Origin of the sequence: Streptomyces sp. NPDC006925, from assembly GCF_042869575.1 — a bacterium.
Classification (GTDB): domain Bacteria; phylum Actinomycetota; class Actinomycetes; order Streptomycetales; family Streptomycetaceae; genus Streptomyces.
The window spans coordinates 192691-214813 of record NZ_JBIAGB010000006.1; the positions used below are offsets into that span (position 1 = coordinate 192691).

The following is a 22123-nucleotide window of genomic DNA, read 5'->3' on the forward strand; positions in this document are numbered from 1 at the left end:
ATGTGCGTCACCTCAGGTGCGGCGTGTCAGCACATCAGATGTTGCGTCTCAGCAGCACGTGCTGAGCGTGTCGGTGCAGAGCGAGGTGCGCGAGGTCTCGCAACCGCCGTTGTTCGTCGCGGCGGCGGAGCTGGTGGAGACCGCGGTGTGCCCCACACGCAGGTCCAGGGCGAACTCGTCGTCGAGCAGTTCTTCGTTCATTTCGTTCCCTCCGGATAGAGGTCAGCAATGACTTCTCCGCGAGATCGGCGCTTGTACACGCCGGGCCTCCCGGAGCCTCGTGGAACGTAATCGAGCAACATCAGCAGCGTCAACACACCAGCCACATCCGCCACTTGAGAGTTTCACAGCCCGTGTCGTGTACTCCGGTGGCGTGGAGTTCGGAGACCTCGACACAACGACACAACCGCCAGTTCAGTGAACCGTGGCAACAGCACCGACAGCGGAAACGCGCATTCCCGTTCATCCGCCTTGTCCTGGATCACCATGCGAAGTGAGCATAACTCCGGTGAAATCACCTTCAGTCGGCCGCCCCGGCACCCTGCCGCGGAGCAGCCGTGCCGCTGCGGGGCGCGGGGACGGCCGCCTCCGGGAGCGGCGTGAGCCCGTACTGCGCGGCCTGCGCGTCGAACATGCCCCGGTACAGCCCGTCGTCCCGGCCCATGAGCCCTTCGTGGGTGCCGTGTTCGGCGATGTGCCCGCGGTCCAGGACGTAGATGTGGTCAGCGGAGGCGGTCGCGGCGAGCCGGTGGGTGACCAGCACGACCGCGACACCGCTGTCGGCCAGCGTCCGCAGCCGGTCGAACGCCTCGATCTCGGCGTGCGGGTCGAGCGCCGAGGTCGGCTCGTCGACCAGCAGGAACGGCGCGCCCCGGTAGAGGCTGCGGGCCGTGCCCAGCTTCTGCCACTGACCGCCCGAGAGCTGCACGCCGCGTTCGTACCCCTTGAGGACGATGGAGTTCCAGCCGTGCGGCAGGCCCTCGATCAGGTCGGCCACATCGGCCCCGCGCGCCGCCTCCCGGACCCGGGCCATGTCCCGCGGACGGTCCCCGGCGCCGACGGCGATGTTCGCGGCAGCCGTCATCTGCCAGTTGGGGAAGTCCTGGGTGAGCATCCCGACCGACCGGAAGACGTCGGCACGGGCGGCCTCGCGCACCTCCACCCGCTCCCCCTCCGGGCCCACCCACCACACGTCACCGCTGTCGGGCAGCAGCAGCCCGCCCAGGATCTTGGCCAGCGTGGACTTGCCGGAGCCGTTCGCGCCCACCAGCGCGGTCACCGCGCCCCGCCGCACGGACACATCCACCCGGTGCAGCGCGGGCACCGTGGCCCCGGGATAGGTGAAGGAGACGTCCCGCACCTGGATCTCCCGCACCGGCGAGGGCAGCGGCCTCCCGGTGGCGGGGATGGCGTGCCCGGCCGCCAGCCGGATGGCCTCCTCGGTGTCGCCGAGCCGGAGCATCTCCTCGTACATCCGGTTCACCTGCTGCACCAGCGAGGTGAGGCGCGCGGTGGAGGTGCGGATGGCGACCACGGCGGTGCCGCCCACCGCGATCGGGAGGCCGCCGCTGGTCAGCAGCCACCACAGCACGCCGTAGCAGCCCAGGGACGCCAGACCGGAGAACGCCGCCGCGACCAGGTCGGTCCGGGCCTGGGCGCGGGCCAGGCGCCACTGCTCGGTCTCCATCAGCCCGGACATCTCCTCGTACCCGCGCAGCAGCAGCGAACCCGCCGCGTGCGCCCGGATCTCCCCGGCGGCGTGCGGCATCGTCAGGTACTGGAGGAGGGTGGCGACCGCCCGGCGGTGGTCCACCCAGTGCCGCCGCGAGGTGTACTCCCGGCGTGCCGAACGCACCGCCCCCCATGCCTTGGGCAGCGCGATGGCCAGCAGCATCGGCAGCAGCGCCCAGTGCAGCGAGGCCAGCACCACGGCGGCGGCCACCATGCCGATCACGACATTGGAGGCCCCCACGGACAGGCTGAGCATGCGCCGCGCCGACTCCGTGCCGAACTTGCCCGCCTCCAGGTGACGTTGGATCTCCGGCTTCTCCGTCGCCGCGACCTCCACCTGGGTGACCGCGCGGTAGTAGCGGAGCGAGACGGCCCGCTCGACCTGCGGCTCCAGCCGGCCGGACATCGCCGTCGACCAGGCCGCCAGCACCGCCATGCCCACGGAGACGAGGGCCAGCAGCGCCAGCGCCGGAATCGACTCCCGCAGCTTGTCGTCCGTCGGTCCGTTCGCGAACAGACTGCCGAGCACGCCGTTGATCGCCACGAGCCCGAACGCGGTGGTCAGGCCCTGGCCGGCCTGCGCCACCACCACCCCGGCCAACGCGCGCGGGTCGGTTTCCCAGCCCGCCCGCAGGACCACGCCCATCATGCGCGGCAGCGCGGCCGCCATCTGCCCGAAGCGCAGCCGCGCCACCGAGCCCTCGTGCTCGACGAACGCGTCGTCCCAGCGCAGTCGTCCCCCGAACAGCTCCCGTTCCGCCGCCGAGACGCCGTCCTCGGCCGCCGGTTCCGAGGTGTGGGCGGTGGACTCCGAGCCTTGGGCCGTGGCCTTCGAGTCCTGGTCGGTGGACTCCGGGCCCGGGGGCGTGGACTCCGGGCCCGGGGTCCCCGGCGCCGCATCCTTGCGCTGCCGGCCTTGGCGGCCCGGCTCGCCACTCGCCGCCGAGGTCGGCTCGGGGCCGCCCGCGCCGACGGTCCCGCTCACTCCGACCTCCCGGGCGCCGGGTCTGCCGCGCACCGTGCGGAGCTGTCCGCCCGGAGTCGTCGGCGTACGGCAAGACCGCTCTCGGGGGCGCGGCTCAGGGTCACGTGGCCTCCAATTCGGGCGCGTCAGGGGACGAGGTCGGGGCTCCCCGGCTGAAGCGGGCCGCGGCCACGGACACGTGAAGCACCAGCCCCGGCCCGCGCTCCGGCCGGTTCGGAAACCGGGCTCCGGAGGGCGGGCGGACACCACCGGCACCTCCCGGCCGGGGGACCGCGGGGGATCACCGTACTCACGCACAGGCACAAATCCGAGAGCGGGGCGCCCAGTTCGACCGCACGTCCCGTCCGGACGCGGCCGGGTGCCTGTGTCGATCCGGGGCGATTCCCGAGCGCCGCGCGCCGACCGGACGGCACGTGGAGCACAGGGCTTCGGCCTCGGACGCCCCGCGCCGCGCCCGGCGCCGGGCCGGCACGGCGCAGGTGACCGGCACGGCGCAGGTGACCAGCACGGCGAGCACCGCGCGGAAGACCTGAGTCCGCAGCGAACAACCGCACCGGCATCCGGCTCGGCCCCCGGCCCCTCCCGGCCCCTCCCGGCCGGGCCGGATTGTCAGTGGCCGCTGCTTCGATGTCGGCATGAGCACTGTGCACGAGGTCGCCGCCCTTCTCCCCCACCCCGATCAGCTCCGTGCCCATCTGCGCGCGCTGGCCGTCCTGGACGCGGCGCTCGGCGACGATCCGGACTTCGTCGAATACACCTTCGACCCCGACTGGAGTCCCCACACGGCGGCGGCGCTCATGGACAGCGGCTCGGGGGACGACTTCGCCGTCCTCTTCACCCCGGCCGGAGTGCTCATACGCGGCTTCGACCACGAGTCGGAGATGAGCCCGTACGGCACGGAGGACGAGCAGGTCTGGCCCGGGGTCGTCGACGAGGTGCCCACGGCGCTGCGCCCGCTCCTGGACGAGCCCGCCTTCCACGAGGCGGGCCTCGACGCCCCTCGGATCACCGCCTGCCTGTGGCGTGAGACCGGCGACACGGCCTGGCGCACCGGTTCGTCCATCGCCTTCCCCACCGGCACCGACGACCCGGACGGCTCCGGCTTCCTCTTCCACCTCCTCACCGACCGCTCCCCCGAAGCCGTCCAGGCGCACTTCGAGGACTACTACGAACGTCCCGTCCCTCTCGACGCCATCCGCGACGTCCTCGCCGGACATCCCCTCACCCCCGCCCTCGCCAGGGCCCTCGACCCGGCCGCCTTCTCGGACGAGGCACTGCTCCGGAGAATCACCGCGCACCCGGAGGCCGCCTCCTACCTCTCCTGCGACGGCGAGTTCGACCTCGCCCGCACCGACCCGATCGAGTCGATCGCCCTGCCCAACGGTCTGCCGGTGGAGCCGGTCGCCGGCTGCAACGCGGGCGGCACCCACTACCTGTGTGGCTCCGCCGCGTCCGACGGCCCCCGCCCCGTCCTCCACACCGACTCCGAGGGCCAGGCCGCGCTCATCGCCGAGTCCCTCGCCGAGGCCCTGACCCTCGCCATCGTCCTGCCGTCCTGGCACGACGCCCTGGCCGGCCTCCGCCCCCCGGGCCTCAACTCCGACTACGTCGAGGACCATCCGGACCATCCCGCCGTCCGCGACCGTCTCCTGGCCGCACTCGGACTCCCCCCGGCCACCGAGGAGGACGTCCTGGACCGCCTGCTCGCCGCGGCCGCCCGCACTGTCCCCGACGGGTTCCTCCCCCAGGTCCGGGACGAGGAGGAGTCCGCTTTCGAGCCGATGCTCGAACCGTCCGCCGCCCCACGGAGCCGCCCCAGCCGGCCCTGACACCGCGCGCGGACCGGTCGCGGCCTCCGGGGTGCGGACGGCGCGCCGGACCGCTTCGCCCCGCGCGGCCACAGGGCGGACGTCCGCGGGCTGCCGGCCGTCGGCCACCCGGCCGTCAGAAGGCGGGAAAGGCCCAGCCCGACGAGTGGAACGGGGCGCGCTCGCCGCGGAAGGCGAGCGAGACGGCGGCGAGCGAGACGGCGGCGACCGCGCCCGGCCGCAGTTCCTCGACGCGCCGCGCGGCGGCCAGCTCCGACAGGGTGGTGCCGCCCAGATACGCCGCGCCCAGTTCCGCTGAGGTCAGCCGCAGGTCGGGGCGGGCCCGGGTGGGTTCGCAGGTGACGGAGTCGCCGTCGGCGCACAGCCGGTGGCGTCCGGCGTTCCAGGGGCAGAACGTGTCCTGGACCTCCAGCACCACATCCAGAGGGGTCGCGTAGCGGCGTGCGGTCAGCGCCCGGTCGATGTCCACCAGCCGGACCCAGAGGTTGTCGGTCACCGTGGGGCGGACGGCGCGCGGATCGGTCAGCAGATGCTTCAGCGGCTCGTCGACGGCACCGTCGTAGACGAGACCGTCGTGGGCGTCGAGGTCGATGAGGAAGCGCCACAGGGCGGCGTACGACTGCCGCGAGGCCGCCGCGACCTCGATGACCCGTGCCACACCCGCCTTGGAGCGGTAGAGGGCGTAGCCGGTCGCCTCTCCGCCGGGTTCCCGGTGGACGGCGAAGCGCAGCGCCGTCGGCTCAGCAAGCCCAGTCGGCTGTGCCGGGCTCCACGACGGCACTCGGCCGCTGAGCCCGCACACCGGGGTGATCACGTCGAATGCGCCGTCGTGTGCCCAACCGTGGCCCGGAGCCGTTCGGCGCTCGCGCGAGGAGGAGACCGGCACGGGCCCGACGTCGAGGAATCAGGTCCCCTTCCGCCCCTTGTGGGTGCCGGATCGGCAACAGGCGGTTCGTCAGCCGCCGCGCGTCGCAGCAGAACGCCGAAGAACCGGCGCTCAGCTGCGAAAACGCACCACTGCGGCGCAGCAACCAGCGTATGGGGGCCAATCGTCGACGTATTGCCCGCAGGTATGGCCCGAAGCCCGGGGGCCGCCGCTCACTTGCGCGGCGCGGGTACGTCGCTTGCCGAGGGCAGCACGGGAGTCCGCCCCGGCCATCTCCGGCGCCCGGCTCGGCAACTGCCGCACATCACAGGCGTCGTAGCCCGCGGGCCCGGTTCCGGAGGTCGGTGAGGCCGGCATCTACCGGGCGGGCCGTAAGTACCTTTCCCTCGCGGTTCCTTCGCGGAGACCCGCTCGAAAGCCATTGGTCGAAGAATCAACAACACCCCCCGGCGGGGGATTCCGCAGGAGGATTGCACAACACCCGGCAGGTGTACAGATCAACTTGGGTTCTCCGCGGCGCCGGGCTGCATGGGGGAGGGCACCTCTCGCTGCGCGGCGGCGGATCCCCTCGATGCCACTTGCGGGCCGGTGCGCATGGTGTACGGTCTCGAAGCCACGTGGCCGGTGCTTCCGATCAGACGGCGATCCGACCTGCTCCGGAAGTACCGAGAGTGCACTGTGGGACCTCCGCGTCCCGCCCGCATTCTCACCGCGGATATCCGACGGGGGTGGACTCGATCGAGGTTTTCGGAAATGGGAAGAACTTTCACAGCGGCCCCCCGCAGTTGGCGAAGACCCCGTTCATTCGGGCTGGGTGCCACGGCGCTGGTGCTGCTCTTCGTGGCAGCCTTTCTGGTGGCTCCCGGCGCGCACGCCGCCGGGATGTCGGATGCCATACCCGGCTCCCCTCTGGACGCCCATCGCAAGCACATCCCGTACGACGACGGGGTGCACAAGATCGCCCGGGTGACGGCTCTTGTCGCCTACGCCTTGATGGTGGCCACCGTATTGTTCGGCTTCCTGCTGCGGCTGAGATTCCTGCAGCGGGCCATCAAACGATCCACCGCCTACGGGGCTCATATGGCCCTGGGCCTCTCCGCGCTGATCTTCGGCGCGATGCACGGTCTGACGTTCCTGTACCAGCCTGTCTGGAGCATCGGCGCGAGCGAACTCATCGTGCCTTTCAGCGCGGAACTGCAACGCCTCCCGGTCGGTTTCGGAGTCCTCGGCACCGAACTGGCCGTCGCCGTCACCTGTGCGCTCTGGCTGCAGCGGTGGCTCGGATACCACCGCTGGTTGAGGTTCCATCAGTTCGCCTACGCAGCATTCTTCCTGGTATGGCTGCACGTCTTCACGGTGCACCCGGAGCCCCGCCATCTCGGGCTCGTCGCAGTGCTGGTGGCCGGTGGTGCGACAGCCTGTCTGCTGCTCTTCCTGATCCGGGTCTTCCCGCCTCGATCCAGACAGCGACGGGAGGCCGCACGGCTCGCTGAGGAGGTCTACCGATGACCTTGCCCTCCCCGGACGCACAGTCACAGATTCCGCCCGGAGCCGCGCCGCCGAGGGCGTATCCACGGCCGCCGCACCCGCTCTTCCCCGATCGAGCGCCCGCTCCCGGACCTGAGCAGTCTCCCGGCTCCCAACCGGTCGAGCGATTCCCCAACGCGCCGGAACAGTGGGGCGCCCACCCTGTGCCGGGCGCCGGTCCGGACACACCAGCGCACCGGAGTATCGACACGGCCCCGATTCGCTCCGACGTGGTACCGCCGCACGGACCGACGCTGGTGCCCGAGACGGAAGCCGTGCGGATCAGCGTGGACAACAACCGCTGTCGCATCTACGGCATCTGTCAGCAGGAGGCGCCCGAGGTCTTCCGGATCTCCCGCGGCGGTTCGCTGCACTACACCCGCAACGTACCCGCCGACTACGCCGCGCAGGCGCGCCAGGCAGTGCGCTGCTGCCCGATGCAGGCGATAGACATCAGCGGGCGCACCGCAGCCGTGAAAAAGGACAGGCCGCCGCGGCGTCCGCGGAGCGGATCCGCGACCCGCGTCACCCATCAGCGCATCGTGGTGACCGGAGGTGGTCTCGCAGGGTTGAGCGCCGCGACCCGGCTGCGGGAGCGCGGCTTCGAGGGCGAGGTGGTCCTGGTGAGCGAGGAGGACCGACAGCCCTACAGCCGGCCACCGCTGTCCAAGCAGTACCTCGCCGGGACGGTCCGCGCGGAGCAGTTGACGTTCTCGGGTGCGGAGACACTCGATGCGCACTGGCTGCTGAACACGCCGGTGGTGGGCTTGGACGTGCACAACAAGACCCTCGAACTGCGGGGCGGGGAGAGCCTCCCGTTCGACGGACTCGTGATCGCCACCGGTGTGGACGCCAAGCGGCTCCCCGAAGCACCCGTCTTCAGCGACCGGGTACGGACGATCCGCACCCTTGCGGACGCCGCCACGGTTCAGCGAGCCATGCATGCAGCCCGGGCCCGGCGTGTCGTGGTCCTCGGAGGTGGCTTCGTCGGATGCGAACTGGCCTGTACAGCACTCCAGCAGGGCATGGACGTCACGCTGGTGACGCACAGCGCCCCGCTGCTCCGCCGGGTGCTCGGCTCCCGGGTCGGCGAGGTGGTCGGCGGGATCCACCGACGCGCCGGGGTGGACCTGCGATTCGGCACGCAGGTGACCGACTGGGTGGACGACGGTGACGGACTGACGCTGCGATTGGATTCCGGCGAAGTGCTCTCCAGCGACTTCGTGGTTCTGGGCCTCGGCAGTGTGCCGCGCACCGAGTGGCTGCGCGGGAGCGCACTGGAGCTGTCCGACGGGGTGCTGTGCGGCCCGACCTGCCATGCGGTCGACGTCCACGGTCGCCCCGTGCCCGGGATCGTGGCCGCCGGCGATGTGGCTCGATGGCCCAATGCCCGGTTCGGCACGGAACCCTCTCGTGTGGAACATCTGATCCATGCGGTGGAGATGGGACAGCATGCCGCGGACTCGCTGCTGCTCGGCCCGAGGAGCGCGAAGCGGTTCAGCCCGGTGCCGCGCTTCTGGTCGGAGCAGCACGGCGTCCGCATCCAGGCAGTGGGCATGCCCGGCCTGGGAGAGGAGGTGGACATAGTGGAGGGTTCGCTGCGTTCGGAACGCTTCGTGGCCCGCTACTCGCGGCGCACCGCCTACGGCCGCCAGGTCGTGGCAGCGGTTGCCTTCGACATGCCGCTCGAGTTGCTGAGGTACCGGGACGCCATCGGGCGCGCGCGTCCGCGTGTGCTGGCCGGGGGCAGGAGGAGACGCCGATGAGCCGCCACCGAAGCGGTAGACGCCGCCCTCAGACGCCGCACGAGGATCTGCTGACCCGGGCGCGGAACATACCCGCGCGCTGGCATGTGCGATGGCTGCTCATCCTCGTGGTCGTGGCGGTCGCCATGTGGACCTACGGGCGGCTGCTGATGACGGCGGGTTCCATGCCGCCGAGCAAGGCTCCGGCCGTGGGGCACCAAGACGCGACATCCCGGCCGACGGAGTTGTCCGGCACCGGATGAACGCCTTCCGCCTGCACCGGGACGGCGCGTACCGGCGGCGCACAGAAGTCCGAGCAGCGCAGTTCCCGGGTACCGAGCCCGGCAGATCCGGACCGTGGCCGTCGGAAGAGTGCGAGGGCACTGGCGAGCATGCGCACGATGGCGGCCGTTGCGGGAGGGCGGTCGCCCATGGCTCGTCGCCCTCCTCGGCAGCCGCGGACCGAGTGGAAACAGCATCGCTCCAAGTGGCCGGCAGGCGTGATCGACGGAAACGCCGCGGCAGGCTGCTGCGCCGTGGGCACCAAGGCTCCGCATACCTGCTGGACCGCTCTGCGAGCGGGGCATCACCCCGGAGATCGCGCGTCGCGGACAGGCCCACGGCCCGGGGCCGGGCCGCGTCCGGTGGGGCGCCGCATCCGCCATCGCCCCTCTCCATGGCCCGCGTCGCTCACGCGTGCGGGGGGGGAGTCCCGTTCGCGGCGGCGGAGTCGCACATCCGGGCTGTGTCGCTCACGCGTGCGCGAGGGAGTCCCGCGACGGCATCCACGCTTCCTCGGACTCGCCCTCTGCATGCACCTCGCCCGCAGGCTCCCAGCTTTCTGAAGGAACCCTAATCCCCGTCCAGGATGCGCTCCGCGTTGTGCTTGCCGGCGTTCGCCGCTTGGTCGATCTTGTACAGCACGCTCTTCTCCGAGCCCCATTCGTCGTCTACCCCGGCATATTCGCCGTTCTCTCCCAGCCAGAGGCGTGCGAACGCCCTGAGCTGATTCCCTCGCGCAGCGCTGACGGACTTCTTCTCCAGTGTCCCGTCCTCAGCGATCTGGGCCTGCTCGTCCTCAGTCCACCACTTGCTGATGCCGAACGCGGTGTTGGCTATGTGCGCGCTGAACGGGCCGATCTTGGGGGCGGTGGAGGCCTCGGCGACCCCGAGGTACGTCCAGAAGCTCTTCCATCCGGCGGACTTCTGCTCAGCCGCCGTCATCTCGTCGATGGCCTGGTGACGGGCCTCCACCTGGAAGCCAAGAGCCCGTCCGACCTGTTCCGCGCTCAGCGTCGGGTGGTCCTTCTGGGTCATGATGTCGTGGACCATGCTCTGGTTCATGGCCTGGTTGAGCGCGGCGTAGCCTTCCGGTGACCGGGAGATCTGCTTGGTTATCTCCATCAGCTTGTCCTGGTCGAGCGGGGTGCGTTGGCCGTAGACCGTGTTCATCGTCTCGTACGTCTCGTCCCCGTGGTTGCCGAGGAGGAGCGCCATGCCCTCGCGCAACTCGGGCATCATGTCGTTCTTTTTCAGCGCCAGACGGTCGAAGATGTTGTGGAACGCCTTGTTCTGATCTGCGGTGTGCTCGACGTACTCAGCGCCCGGATCATCGGGGTTCATCCCGCTGCCACCCGCGTAGAGCGCGTCTCCCAGAGCCTCGGCCGCACGATTCTTGCCGTCCCCCAGTTGCGGGTTGTCAGGGAGGTATGTGCGGTCCTTGAGGTAGTAGTCGGCCGTATCCTCGTTCTCGAACAGCTCCGTGGCGAAGGCCGGGTTGTGACTGGCTGCCTTGAGGAAGCCGGCCATCGGGTCGGCGCCCCGTCCCGAACTGGACGGGTCAAGGTCGCTCCACGTCCCGAACCACGCCTTGCCCTTGTCCCCGGCCTTCTTGTCGTACTCGCGAAGCTCCTTCCCGTAGTCGCGGAGGAAGTCCGTGTCGAACCTGCCCTTGCCCATGAGGCTGCTCATGACCTGGAATCCGGACGGGTCGTGCTTCGGGTGGCCGGGGTTGGAGATCGGCCTGCGGCCGAGCCACAGTACGTCGTCCTTCCATTTCGCTATGTCCGGGCCCCTCTGCCGGGACGCGGTCGCCAACGTCATGCCCAGGTTGTCCCGCAGTCGGACCAACTGCCTGCCGCGCGCGTTCTCGTTCGTGATCTCGAAACCGTCGCCGCACATCATCCGCCAGAACAGCAGGGTGTCCTTCGCCCCCAGTTGCGTCGTCAACCGCTTCGCGAAAGCCGGGTTGCTGCGCTGGAGTTCGGCCAGATCGTTGAACGAGTCAAGCTTGGTCAGGTTGACCCTGTCGCCGTTCTTCGCCTGCTTGTACAGGTCGCGGACCTCGTCGATGGCCTTGTCGGCGTCAGCCCGGCCGACGATCTTCCGGATGTCGTCGTAGCTGCCGTAGTCCGCGCCGGAGAAATCGTGCGCGTCCTGCACCAGGAGACGCAACCCTTCGGCGAGGTCGTGCTGCGTCGAGGCCGCCGCTTTCAGTACCTTCTCGATCCGCGCCTCGGCAGCCTTGATCTTCTCCTCCGCCGCCTTCCGCTTGCCCTCGTCGGTATAGTGCTCGGAGTCGCTGACCTTGCCGTCACCCGCCACATGCAGACCCTCGTCGCGGATGTCCTCGACCTTCTTCTGCAGGTCCGACTGGTGTTTCTGCATCCGCTGACGGGAGAGCTTGACCGCCAGGTGGATGCTCTTGGCCTGTTCCGCCGCGTCGTGGAACTCGCGAGCCGCCTCGACGACGAACTGCTTACTGAGTTCGGCGTTGGCACCTGTCCAGTCCGCTCCCGTGGCCTGCTTCTCCAGTCTCACGACATCAGCGCCCCTGCCCTCGCCGGTGGCGATGTCGTGGAACTCGTCCTTGATCCCCTTCCACTTGGTGACGGCAGTGTCCAGCTTGGTGAGCTTCAGCTCGCTCAGATCGCGGTACGACACCATTTCGACGGTCACGGATGATGCCCCTCAGATTCGCTTCGTGTCGGAGTCGTTGTGGAAGTATTCGGTGATCTTGGAGGGGTTCTCGATACCGAGAACGATGTCGCGTTCGTCCTTCGCGTGGGCCTTGCGTGTGAAGTCCAAGTGGTTCGAGATCAGTCCGAAACCGTTCTTGAGCGTGGTGACCTGTGTGTTCCAGTTGTCGTTCACCTTCAGCAGAGCGTCGGCGAGATCGTCGAGTCCGCCCTCGTTGAGCAGGTAGATCGCGGCAGCATGCGTCTCGGAGCGGGCGTCATCCGCTTTCTTCTTGACACGGCCGTGCAGCTCGAAGGCCATGTTGCCGATCCTTCCCAGTTCGTCGTCATGCACCGTGAGATCAGCGTTCGATCCGCCGCCGGGCGCTTTCGCCCCGTCCAAGCGCATCCGCGCAGACTTCTCCCCCGCCGCCTTGTGGGCCGCCCATTCCTGCTCGAACGACATCCCGTTCCTCCCCCGCGTACGGGCCCGTGAAAGGCCCTTGGATCCAGACCCTCACGCCGTGGGCCCGATGACCGATCCACCGACTTCCCACTGTTCTCGATGACCGCTGTAGACGATGCACAGGCGCATCGCACGGAAGGGCCGGCCCTCCTTCGGCGAGAAGAGCAGCAGCGAGAGCATGAATCCGAATACTGCGAGCACCACTACGAGCCCTCTCGCCCTTCCCGGCCCTCCGGTGTTCCGCCGCTGTCCACGGGCTCTTGGTCGCCGTTGCCGAGCAATGCGACGATCACATCGCGTCGACGACACACCACGAGGTCCCGTGGCGTACTTCCGACAGACGGCCGAGACACTGCAACAGCGGCTGCTTGCACCTGAAATACGAAGTCCAGCAGGTGGCCGCCGCGGCGCGGAAGGTGATTCGATCGGTTCGAAAGTCCGGGCGAGACCCGTGATCACCATTCAGCCGGCCTCGATCCCGCACGGGGCCCGTCAGTCTCCGGTGCCCGCGGCCCCGGTCGGCTCGTTCGGGATGAAGTTTCTGCCGACGGGCGAGCCGTTGGCCCGTCTGTCGCTTCGGGTGGGCACCGGATTCCACGGCTCCGGTCGAGTGGTGCTCGTCATCCCCCGTTCCGGCCACCCCGATGAGTTGCGACAGACGCACCGGATCGCGGGGACGGACACCAACAGCCGGGCACGGCACCACCGCCTCGGGTACGACTGAGCGCCAGTGAGCGCTCTGGCCGACCAGTTGGCCTCCAAGCTCGGGCGCGAATGCTGTTGGACATTCGACTGCATCGGTGGAATCCGCACCGATCGTGACGGAGGGGCCTCCCGGCGCCGGCGCCGCAGTCGCAGTACGCCACGACCGGTGAGCTGCCCTCGACAGCGGCGCAGCGAAACCGCCGTCACCTGCGGAATCGCACCGTTGAGGTTCGGTGTCCAGCGCATGGCCCGGCAACCGTCGACGGACCGCTCACAAGCCTCCTGAACCAGGGTGCTGACCACTTGTGTTCACCCGGGGTGCGAGAAGAAGCGCCGACCCCACGCGCGCCGAATGCAGCAGGCAGCCGGACCGGCCGATCCACACACAGGTCGGCGCAGGGACCAGCGCCCAGTCTCCAAATCTGCCCCGCTCAGGGCAGGTAGGTCCTCCACGACCGCGACTTGACCGAGCGGGGAAACCACGACGCGCTACTGGACCACAGCTTGGCTCACGCCGACCCCCCGCTCGACCTGCGCTCCCTGGCGGCCGCCATGCCACTGAGACGCCCCGAACGACACCCGGCCCGAACAGGCTCATGGACCATCCACCCCATGGCACCGGCTCTGCCACCATGGACCAATGACAAGGATCCACGATGATAAAGAACTGGCAAAGCCCCACTAGCAGGGCAGGTCAGGAAGTGTGGTCCCCGCGCGAGCGGGGGTGTTCCGCTGCTGACCGACCTGTCGGCAGTCGCCGCCGCGTGGTCCCCGCGCGAGCGGGGGTGTTCCGATGCCGCGCGACTGGGCCCGCGACGCCCAGCAGTGGTCCCCGCGCGAGCGGGGGTGTTCCGCGCTGCGACATGCACCTCTGCCACACCCGAATGTGGTCCCCGCGCGAGCGGGGGTGTTCCGGACGCGGCGGCCGGCATCTCCCCGGTGGGTACGTGGTCCCCGCGCGAGCGGGGGTGTTCCGGACGTCCGAGCCCTCCCGGCCGGCCGCTGGCGGTGGTCCCCGCGCGAGCGGGGGTGTTCCGTTCTCCAACGAGATCTCCGCGGGTGCGCAGAAGTGGTCCCCGCGCGAGCGGGGGTGTTCCGTAGGGCGGGTCTCCGTACAACCACTCAACGCGGTGGTCCCCGCGCGAGCGGGGGTGTTCCGCGGACCGACGGTCTGGTGTGGCCGGCGGATGCGTGGTCCCCGCGCGAGCGGGGGTGGTCCGTGGCGGCGTCTCGCCGACGAGCTAGTGCCGCATCAGGCAACGTTCGCCCTGGGCGGTCTGCGACGATGACGCCATGGACGAAGAAGTCATTCCCATTCTTCGCGTCGAGGACGCTGCGGCGGCGGTCGCCTGGTACGAGCGGCTGGGCTTCGCCAAGCAGTGGGAACACCGTTTCGAACCGGGACTTCCCGCGTTCGTCGAGGTCGCCCGGGGCGGGGTGCGGTTGTTCTTGTCGGAGCACAAGGGCGATGCCCGTCCCGACACGTTGGTCTACCTCCGAGTTCGTGATGTCGACGTCATCGCCTCCGAGTTCGGAGTGCAGGCGAAGGATGCTCCGTGGGCGCGTGAGATTGAGCTGCGCGATCCTGACGGCAACCGGCTGCGGATCGGCACGCCGGCGGAATGACCATCGCTGGCAGCACGCGGCAGGGAAGCTGTGCTGGTGGCTGAGCGAGTACGCGTCCGAGAGATCGATGACGACGAGGGGCAGCGTCTGCTGCGGATTATCCGCCGGGGCAGCGGGTCGGCGGTGACCTGGTGGCGGGCGCAGATGGTGTTGCTGTCCGCGCCGGGCATGTCCGTGGCGAAGATCGCCGAGGTGACGTTCACCAGCGCGGACCGGGTCCGGGATGTGATCCACAACTTCAACGCCGACGGCTTCGACTCCCTCTACCCGAAGTACAAAGGCGGTCGGCCCAGAACGTTCACCCTGGCCGAGCGGCGCGAGATCAAGAAGATTGCCAAGTCCAGGCCGGCCGAGCACGGTCTGCCGTTCTCGACCTGGAGCCTGGCCAAGCTGGCGACTTCCTGGTCGCCGAGGGGGTGGTCGACGACATCAGCCACGAGGGCCTTCGGGTTCTGCTCCGCAAGGAGGGCGTGTCGTTTCAACGCATAAAGACCTGGAAGACCTCCCGCGACCCTGACTATGCCGCCAAGAAGGCCCGCGTCGAGCACCTCTACGCGATCGCCGAAGGCGAGGTCATACCCGAGGAGGGCGAGCCCGAAGTCGTCTTATGCCTGGACGAGTTCGGGCCGCTCAACCTCCAGCCCCACCCCGGCCGGCAGTGGGCCGAGCGCGGCGGACGGCACAAGGACCCCGACCGGGAGCCCCGGCCCCGACGGCGGGCGACCTACACCCGCCCGCACGGGGTCAGGCATCCATTCGCCGCCTACGACCTTGCCCGGGACAAGCTCTACGGCCACATCAAGCCGAAGAAGAACCGGACGAGATTTCTCGAGTTCTGCCGCTACCTGCGCAGCCTCTACCCGCCCGAGATCCGCATCGCGATCGTGCTCGACAACTTCTCCCCGCACCTGACCACCAAGAAGGACAGCCGGGTCGGCGACTGGGCCGCGGCCAACAATGTCGAGCTCGCTTACACGCCCACGAACAGCTCGTGGCTGAACCGCATCGAGGCCCAGTTCACCACCCTGCGCCACTTCGCCCTGGACGGCACCGACCACGCCAGCCACAAGGAGCAGAGCAACATGATCCGCCGCTACATCATCTGGCGAAACCATCACGCCGCCGATCAACGGCTACGAGCCGTGGTCGACAGGGCGAACGTTGCCTGATGCGGCACTAGTCGCCAAACACTGCCCTGAAGCCGACAAAGAGCCGGGGCACCGTTCGGCGGGGTCCGGCAACCGCGCATCCGGCAGGCGCCCATCACGGCCCATTCCGAGGACAACCACCCGCCCATACCTGACCAGGCGTCAAATTCAATCAGCGCATATCCAGCAACCGTACGGATGATGACAGGTGATGACAGGTGACGACGTATCAGTTCCGCCAGCGACCAACCAGCGACGGGAAACCCGGCGGGGTGAGCCCGAAAATGGGCACACCCCACCTGACCTGCTAGTTTGACTGGGCACGGGCGATCAGTTACCCGTGCGCGCTACACATTGAACCGGAACGTCGACGACATCGCAGTCACCTGCGAAAACGCCCCACTGCGGGGAAGTAACCAGCGCACAACCAGCAACCGTCGACGGTACTGCCCGCAGCCCGGCGGGCCACCGATGGCTTGAGCGGGCGGCGCACGTACGCCGGCGCTGAACACCACCGCGAACACACCTCGGTCGCCGCCAGCAGATCCCTGGTGATGCGCCAACAAAAGCGTCGCCGTGGCTGCTCGCTACCGGGCATGGCAGCTTCTCTGCGGCATGTCCAGCTCGATGGCAGCCCCCGCACGCGCCCTTCACCAGCGGCAGCACATGCGCATCCGCCAGGTGGCGAAGCTGAACTACTCGAACTTGTCCTTCACGATGCCGGGACCGCGCACCAGGTCCGGCACGATCGCCGACACGCTCACGGACCGAATGACATAAACCCGCGCCCGAGACCGACACCCGTCAGTAGCATCGAGTAACATCCCGGTAACGCGGCATGAGGGGGAGGCATGATCGAACTGTCCGACATGGTCAGAGAGTTGAGGAGCCAGCTGACCGCCTCGCTGGCGGACAACGCCGACGAGGCCGTCAGGTTCGAGGTCGACTCCGTTGAGATCGAGGCGACTGTCGCCGTCAGCCGTGAGGGAGGCGCCGACGCCAAGGTCCGGCTCTGGGTCGTCGACGCTGGGACGAACGGAAAATATGCGCACGCGCAGACACAGAGGATCACGGTCAGCCTGGCGCCTAGGGTTGTAGCGGATGGGAGGCCACCGCAGCCAGCCCTGATCGCGGGCGACGAAGTTGACGGCGAACGCTGACCGCAATCTCATGTGGTGCGACCGGGGGCTCCGGCCGGAACGGGCCGCCGAGATCATCGTCGTCCTGAAGGCCCGCAGCGCGACCGGCCAGGGTTCGGGCCGACGAGGTTCAGGTTACCTCTTGTCACCGGGAAAGGTGCTGACTGCGGCGCACGTCGTCGACGGTGCGGGGAGCGTCCAGGTGCGCTTCCAGGCCGATCGGCCGGACGAGCGGACGGTCTCGGCAGAGGTGGCGTGGAAACATCCTGACATCGACGTGGCCATCCTCGCGGTTCCGGTCGTACCGGGTGACTCGCGGGACGGCGCCCCGTCCGTCTCATTCGGCCGGGTCGGTGAACGGAATGCCGAACTGCACTTCACCACGCTGGGCTTCCCGCGCTTCAAGCTCCGTGCGGGCACGCACGGTTCATACTTCCGGGACATGGAGCACGCGCACGCGACCTGCGCGGTCCTCGCCAACCGTCGCGAGGGCACCTTCGATTTGAAGATCGCCTCTCCTCCTGGCGACGATCCAGACCCTGCACGGGACGCCTGGGAGGGCATGTCAGGGGCGGCTGTCTTCTGCGGTGGACACCTCGTCGGCGTCGTCACCCTCCAACACCGCACCGATGGCCGCGGTCGCATCGCAGCCAGCCGGGTGGACCGCTGGGCCGACGCCCTGTCAGCGGCTGATCTTACGGCGCTGGAACGCGCGGTGGGCCAGAAGCTAGCCCCCTCCCAGTTGCCTGACAGCAGTCGACTCGCCTCCAACGGTGCACCATCGGTGGACTTCACATCCCTGGATCGGATCGACGCACCGCTCGGCTACAGCCCCGCCGTGCCTTTGGCCATACCGCAACGCCGGGTCGCACGGGATCGTCTGCGAGGACGTGACGAGCTGGTCACCGCTCTGACCGACGCACTTGCCCGACGCGCGGAAGGAGATGCCGGCGTACCCGGTGTCTGGCTGCTGTTCGGGATGGGTGGCTGCGGCAAGACGACGGTCGCGCTAGAGACGGCCCACCAACTGGGCGGCGCAGCCATGCAAGTGTGGTGGGTGTCGGGGGAGAACAGCGAAGCCCTCTTCGCAGCACTGCGGTCGGTCGCCTTCGCTGCGGGGGCCCAAGCGGCGGACTTCGTAGGATCCCACCCTGCCGAGGTGCTGTGGACGCATCTCAACGCCCTCACCACTCCATGGCTGCTGATCCTGGACAACGTGGACGATCCGACAATACTGGCCGACGTCTCGTTCGGCACGGCGGCGCTGGCCGCCGTGCAGCGCGGCCTGGCCGATGGGGTCGGATGGCTACGGGAGCCTGCGCACCCCTGGGGAACAGTGCTGGCAACCAGCCGGGAGTCTCGCGGCGAACGGTGGGGACGCTGGGTACACATGGTCGGCGTCGATCTCCTTTCAGCGGATGACGGCGCGAAGGTGCTGCGAGACCTGTCCCCCCTGGCGGGAAGTGTCCATGAGGCCCGCGAGCTCGCCAAGCACCTGGGAGGTCTCCCTCTGTCGCTGAACCTCGCCGGTTCCTATCTGGCACGGGCACGGCAAGACCCCTGGCCCGCCCCGTCCACGCCCATGACATTCACCGAGTATCGCCGCAGGCTCGACGCTGACCTGGCCGACATGGCGTCCGACCCGGACAGAGACCTGGGACCGGTCGAGCGTAGTCGCCGGGCGATCCTGAGCACGTGGGAACTCTCCCTCGACCTTCTGCATTACCAGGGCACTGATCTGGCCCGCCCACTGCTGCGGCTACTGACTGTCCTCGGCCCTGCTCCCATCCCTTATCAGGAACTCATCGACCCCGAGCTGCTTGCCGGAAGCGGGCTCTTCACCGACGCCGCGCGCCCACGGCTCAGTGAGGCTGTCACAGGGCTGGCCGGTCTTCAGCTGATCACCATCGAATTGACACGCGACCCCGCCGACGAGGGACCACAGCGATGGATCACCATTCACCCGATGGTCCGAGCCGCTGGTCGCGCTCAGGCCGACTTCACCCCGCAGCAACCGTTGCTGCTTCACCTCGTCACAGCACTGCTGCAGCGGTTCACCAAAACCTTGGAGGTGGACAATCCGCAGCACTGGCGACTCTGGCGAGCCATCGCACCACACTGCGCCGCTCCGCTGGAACTTCTACCCAGAGACGCGGACAGCAACGTCGATCACCTGGACACGCGCCTCGCAGCCGAAGCCACCGAGTCCGCGGTACAAGCTGCCCAGTTCCACGCCAGCCTGGGGATGTACGGAGAGGCCGTCGCCGAACTTGACCGACTCGTGGCGGTCAGGGCGCGTCTGCTCGGTGACGAGGCGGCCGCGACGATCGCCACCCGGCTGCACCTGGCCTGGGCAGTCGGGGAGCAAGGGGACCTGCTCCGAGCGGATCAGCTCTACCAGGACGTGGCCCGTGCGTGCGGACGGGCCTTCCCCGAGGGGCATCCCTACGCGCAGTCGGCCCGCACCGGTCGAGGCCAGGTGCTGAGAGAGATGGGACGGTTCGAAGCCGCCGAGGCGGAACTGCGTGAAGCACTGGCCATGCGACGGAGAGACCCGGATGCGAGCGCGCGCAGCGTCCTTCGGATCCGGGACGACCTCGCAACACTCGCGTACAAACGCGGGAGATACGACGAATCTGTGAGCGAACTGCGCGACATCGCCCAGCAGAATAGGACGTTACTGGGAAGCGACCTCGATCTGGAGGCACTCGACACTGAGATCAGTCTCGCCCGCGCGCTGCGGGAGGTAGGGCACACGCAAGAGGCGGAAAACATCGCCGAGAGCACGGTAAGCAAGTACCTCACCCTCGTGGACCCTGATCACCCCGGAGTTCTCCTCGCTCGACACGAGCGAGCTCGTCTCATCCGGGACCACGAGTCCAACCCCGCATACCTGAACCGGGCAAGGGACGAATTTTCTGAAATCTGGCAGATCAGCGAAGACCGATTCGGGCCAAACCACCCTTACGCTATCGCCGCCAGACATGAACTCGCCACCGTCTGGCATCTTCTGGGGCAGCTGGAGCAGGCAGAAGAGCACTACACCGCCGTGCTGGAGACCGGATCACGACAGCTCGGCAGTCACCATCCAGACCTCGTCCGCTGCGCGGACAACCTTGCCAGGGTTCGCGCCGAACTAGCCGAGCGAGAATCTTCGTCAAGTGAGGAACCGGATCTCGACGGGCCGGACGGGGCTCGGAAACCACTGGAAGGCATCCCAATGGACAACCGGCCAGCGGCCTGCGATTGGGCGGAGCTCACGCTCGAGAACGCCCTGTCTCCCGGACCTCCCAGTAGCGATGACCCTGAGATCGCACGGATTCTGGCCCGGTATATGCAGCCACGTTCGACCCGCAGCTCCGGCACCGAAAGTGGGAACGGAGGCTTCTCGACTAGCAGTCATGCGCCGACAGGCGGGAAGCCTTCTTTTGTTCCCCCCTCCGCCCAGCTCCCGACCGCCCCTGATCACTCGAACGAGTTCACCTTGGATAGTCCCGGCGTCGGCGATACGCGGATGCTCGCCACCGGCGAAGAAGACCGCGCCCTTGTCGTACGGCTGCGTACTCAGCAACGTGGTGCGCGCACGCTGGCCCTGGGTGAGCTGCTTCGGCTGGTGGACGTTGTCGCGACCGACCGGGTGGACGACAAACCCATGGCTTCAGAGGTACGGGCGATTCTCCTGCGGGCCGAACAAGTTGCCTCCGCAGCGGTCTCCACGGTTATTCTCCACCCGTCCGTCGGCCGTTGGCTGAGCCGGGCGCTGCGCGCGCTGCACACCCCTCCCGGCGGGCCCCGCACCTGGTCCGGCACGCCCTCAGCGGATCTCCGTCATCTCCATTCCGTCGTAGCGGCGGCAGCGATCAGAGCCCGGATAGGGTTCCACCTGCCCCTTCCCGTGCGCGATGGCTATGTCTTCCTGCCCACACTGGGCGCCGTCGATTTCCGACCTGCCGGGGACGCCACAACAGCGCACGTCGTTGCTACCGCAGACTCGACGCTGGTGACCTGTGGGGACACAGGAGTGCGGCTGCCAGACCAGGGGGATCCCAGCCCTGCGAGGTGGATACCGGTGAACCGCGTAAGAACGCTTGATGGAAAAGCGCGCTTCGACGTGATTCTTGATGACATGGATCCCTACCGGGAGACAGACGACCCCATGCCCCCGCGTGCCCTGCCCCCGGCGGACGTCACGCACTGGCTGCGGACGTTTCGCGACACCGGAGAACTGCTGGCCAATGTCGTCCCCCGGCAAGCCGAGGCACTGGCAGCAGCCCTCACCGCGCTCACGCCCCGGCCCGCGTCAAGCAGCGGCACAGTGCACTCGGCCTCCTCGAGCAACGCGTTCGGCGGCGTTGTCATCAGCGCACCCCCAGACGCCGTGGAACTCGCCGTCACTCTGGTCCACGAGTTCCGGCACATGAAGCTGCACGCCCTTCAGGACTCTCTCAAACTGCACGACAACGAGGCCGAAAGACCGGAGGAGGAGCTCTTCTACGCACCGTGGCGTGACGATCCTCGACCGCTGCCTGGCTTCTTCCACGGTGTCTTCGCGTTCTTCGGCGTGGTCGACTTCTGGCAGCGACTCGCCCATCAAGCCGAGGACGCGAGGCTGCGCCGTCGCGCCCAGTTCCAATGGATGTACTGGCGTACCCAAACACGGGACGCATACCGGGCGCTGTGCTTGGCCCAGCGGCTCACTGCAGATGGACGGAAGTTCACGGCTGCGATGGGCAGCAGCACCATACATACCTGGGATCATCATGCGGGGGTCCCGGAGGACGTGGCCGCACTTGCCATGGACGCTGTCTTCACCCACCGCGCCCGATGGCGGCTCCACCACCTGCGCCCCGACTCAGTCGCCATAGCAAAACTTTGCGAGGAGTGGATGTCTGGCGCCTCCTCCGCCTCTCGGCACGACATCGTCGGTGTGCTGGACCCGGACACTGCTGTGCCGCCCCTCGACGACTACACCACGTTGATGTGCCAATTGGCGACTGACCCGTCGCTCATGCACCGAGCCCGACCCCGGTCCGACAAGCAGAAGCGTGGGCCCGTCGATCCGATTCCCCTCTTGGTCAAGGCAACCTCTGCGTATCGCCTGGCCGCTGACCAAGTGGCACGGAGACCGCAGCAAGCCGACCTGTGGGCGCGGCTGGGACTCGCGCTGCGTGCGAACGTTCGGGCCTCTGTGAACGACCCGGATTCTGTCGCAGCGACACGTTCACTGGCACACCGTCCGGAAGTGGTTCGTGCCCTCCATATCCGCGTCGCCGCCGCCACAGGAACCCCTCCCGACCCAGTCGCCTTGGCCGCTTGGCTCGGCGATCCGAGCAACCCCACCGAATCTGCAGAGCTGCCGCCAGTGCGTTGGTCCTGACG

General features: G+C 68.5%; 14 protein-coding genes, 1 pseudogene and 1 CRISPR repeat array. Of the genes and pseudogenes, 9 read left to right on the forward strand and 6 right to left on the reverse strand.

All coding sequences use genetic code 11. The features are described from left to right. Window positions 1–48 precede the first annotated feature (48 nt). On the reverse strand, window positions 49–201 hold the full coding sequence (locus ACFYNS_RS11555) for a hypothetical protein (protein ID WP_019357929.1): 153 nt from the start codon (window positions 199–201) through the stop codon (window positions 49–51). Between the two features lie 319 nt (window positions 202–520). Beyond that, on the reverse strand, window positions 521–2479 hold the full coding sequence (locus ACFYNS_RS11560; RefSeq protein ID WP_388602381.1) for an ABC transporter ATP-binding protein: 1959 nt from the start codon (window positions 2477–2479) through the stop codon (window positions 521–523). An 872-nt stretch (window positions 2480–3351) separates the two neighbouring features. Between ACFYNS_RS11560 and ACFYNS_RS11565 the strand changes: the two genes are divergently transcribed. Continuing rightward, window positions 3352–4545 carry a hypothetical protein gene (locus ACFYNS_RS11565; RefSeq protein WP_388602279.1) on the forward strand — a complete coding sequence of 398 codons (1194 nt, stop codon included), beginning with the start codon at window positions 3352–3354 and terminating at the stop codon, window positions 4543–4545. Window positions 4546–4660: 115 nt separating this feature from the next. Here ACFYNS_RS11565 and ACFYNS_RS11570 read toward each other — a convergent pair whose 3' ends face one another. Further along, window positions 4661–5359, reverse strand: coding sequence for a sterol carrier protein domain-containing protein (locus tag ACFYNS_RS11570; RefSeq protein ID WP_388602280.1), 699 nt, complete (start codon window positions 5357–5359; stop codon window positions 4661–4663). Between the two features lie 825 nt (window positions 5360–6184). Here ACFYNS_RS11570 and ACFYNS_RS11575 point away from each other — a divergent pair. The 3 genes from ACFYNS_RS11575 to ACFYNS_RS11585 all read left to right on the forward strand — a co-directional run bounded on the left by ACFYNS_RS11575 (window position 6185) and on the right by ACFYNS_RS11585 (window position 8966). Beyond that, window positions 6185–6940, forward strand: a complete 756-nt coding sequence (locus tag ACFYNS_RS11575) for a ferric reductase-like transmembrane domain-containing protein (protein ID WP_360289625.1) — start codon at window positions 6185–6187, stop codon at window positions 6938–6940. A gap of 275 nt (window positions 6941–7215) precedes the next feature. Further along, entirely contained in the window at window positions 7216–8724 is a 1509-nt protein-coding gene (locus tag ACFYNS_RS11580) for an FAD-dependent oxidoreductase (RefSeq protein ID WP_360289627.1), read from the forward strand. Beyond that, window positions 8721–8966 (forward strand): hypothetical protein, encoded by a 246-nt coding sequence (locus ACFYNS_RS11585; protein WP_360289629.1) that lies wholly within the window; start codon window positions 8721–8723, stop codon window positions 8964–8966. The genes ACFYNS_RS11580 and ACFYNS_RS11585 overlap by 4 nt, the downstream gene beginning before the upstream one ends. A 589-nt stretch (window positions 8967–9555) precedes the next feature. On the opposite strand, the gene ACFYNS_RS11590 is transcribed toward ACFYNS_RS11585, so the two are convergent. From ACFYNS_RS11590 to ACFYNS_RS11600, 3 genes are read right to left on the reverse strand one after another with little or no spacing between them, the layout of a single operon-like run. Further along, a complete protein-coding gene (locus tag ACFYNS_RS11590; RefSeq protein ID WP_388602283.1) occupies window positions 9556–11661 on the reverse strand; it encodes a hypothetical protein in 2106 nt (701 codons plus the stop codon). Window positions 11662–11673: 12 nt separating this feature from the next. After that, window positions 11674–12126, reverse strand: a complete 453-nt coding sequence (locus ACFYNS_RS11595) for a hypothetical protein (protein ID WP_360289635.1) — start codon at window positions 12124–12126, stop codon at window positions 11674–11676. A 51-nt stretch (window positions 12127–12177) separates the two neighbouring features. Next, window positions 12178–12327, reverse strand: a complete 150-nt coding sequence (locus ACFYNS_RS11600; protein ID WP_388602285.1) for a hypothetical protein — start codon at window positions 12325–12327, stop codon at window positions 12178–12180. A gap of 331 nt (window positions 12328–12658) precedes the next feature. Here ACFYNS_RS11600 and ACFYNS_RS11605 point away from each other — a divergent pair, with 331 nt between their 5' ends. The 5 genes and pseudogenes from ACFYNS_RS11605 to ACFYNS_RS11625 all read left to right on the forward strand — a co-directional run bounded on the left by ACFYNS_RS11605 (window position 12659) and on the right by ACFYNS_RS11625 (window position 22121). Next, window positions 12659–12850 carry a hypothetical protein gene (locus ACFYNS_RS11605; RefSeq protein WP_360289639.1) on the forward strand — a complete coding sequence of 64 codons (192 nt, stop codon included), beginning with the start codon at window positions 12659–12661 and terminating at the stop codon, window positions 12848–12850. Window positions 12851–13534: 684 nt separating this feature from the next. Continuing rightward, a CRISPR array of direct repeats spans window positions 13535–14051; the repeat unit is 29 nt; unit sequence GTGGTCCCCGCGCGAGCGGGGGTGTTCCG. A 73-nt stretch (window positions 14052–14124) separates the two neighbouring features. Continuing rightward, window positions 14125–14457, forward strand: coding sequence for a glyoxalase superfamily protein (locus ACFYNS_RS11610; protein WP_360289641.1), 333 nt, complete (start codon window positions 14125–14127; stop codon window positions 14455–14457). Window positions 14458–14493: 36 nt separating this feature from the next. Then, window positions 14494–15626 (forward strand): annotated as a pseudogene (locus ACFYNS_RS11615) (IS630 family transposase). An 830-nt stretch (window positions 15627–16456) separates the two neighbouring features. Beyond that, a complete protein-coding gene (locus tag ACFYNS_RS11620) occupies window positions 16457–16765 on the forward strand; it encodes a trypco2 family protein (RefSeq protein WP_360289643.1) in 309 nt (102 codons plus the stop codon). After that, the gene (locus tag ACFYNS_RS11625) at window positions 16749–22121 is read left to right on the forward strand and encodes an aKG-HExxH-type peptide beta-hydroxylase (protein WP_388602287.1); all 5373 of its coding nucleotides are present in this window, start codon (window positions 16749–16751) and stop codon (window positions 22119–22121) included. Before ACFYNS_RS11620 ends, ACFYNS_RS11625 begins: the two co-directional genes overlap by 17 nt. Window positions 22122–22123: the final 2 nt, after the last annotated feature.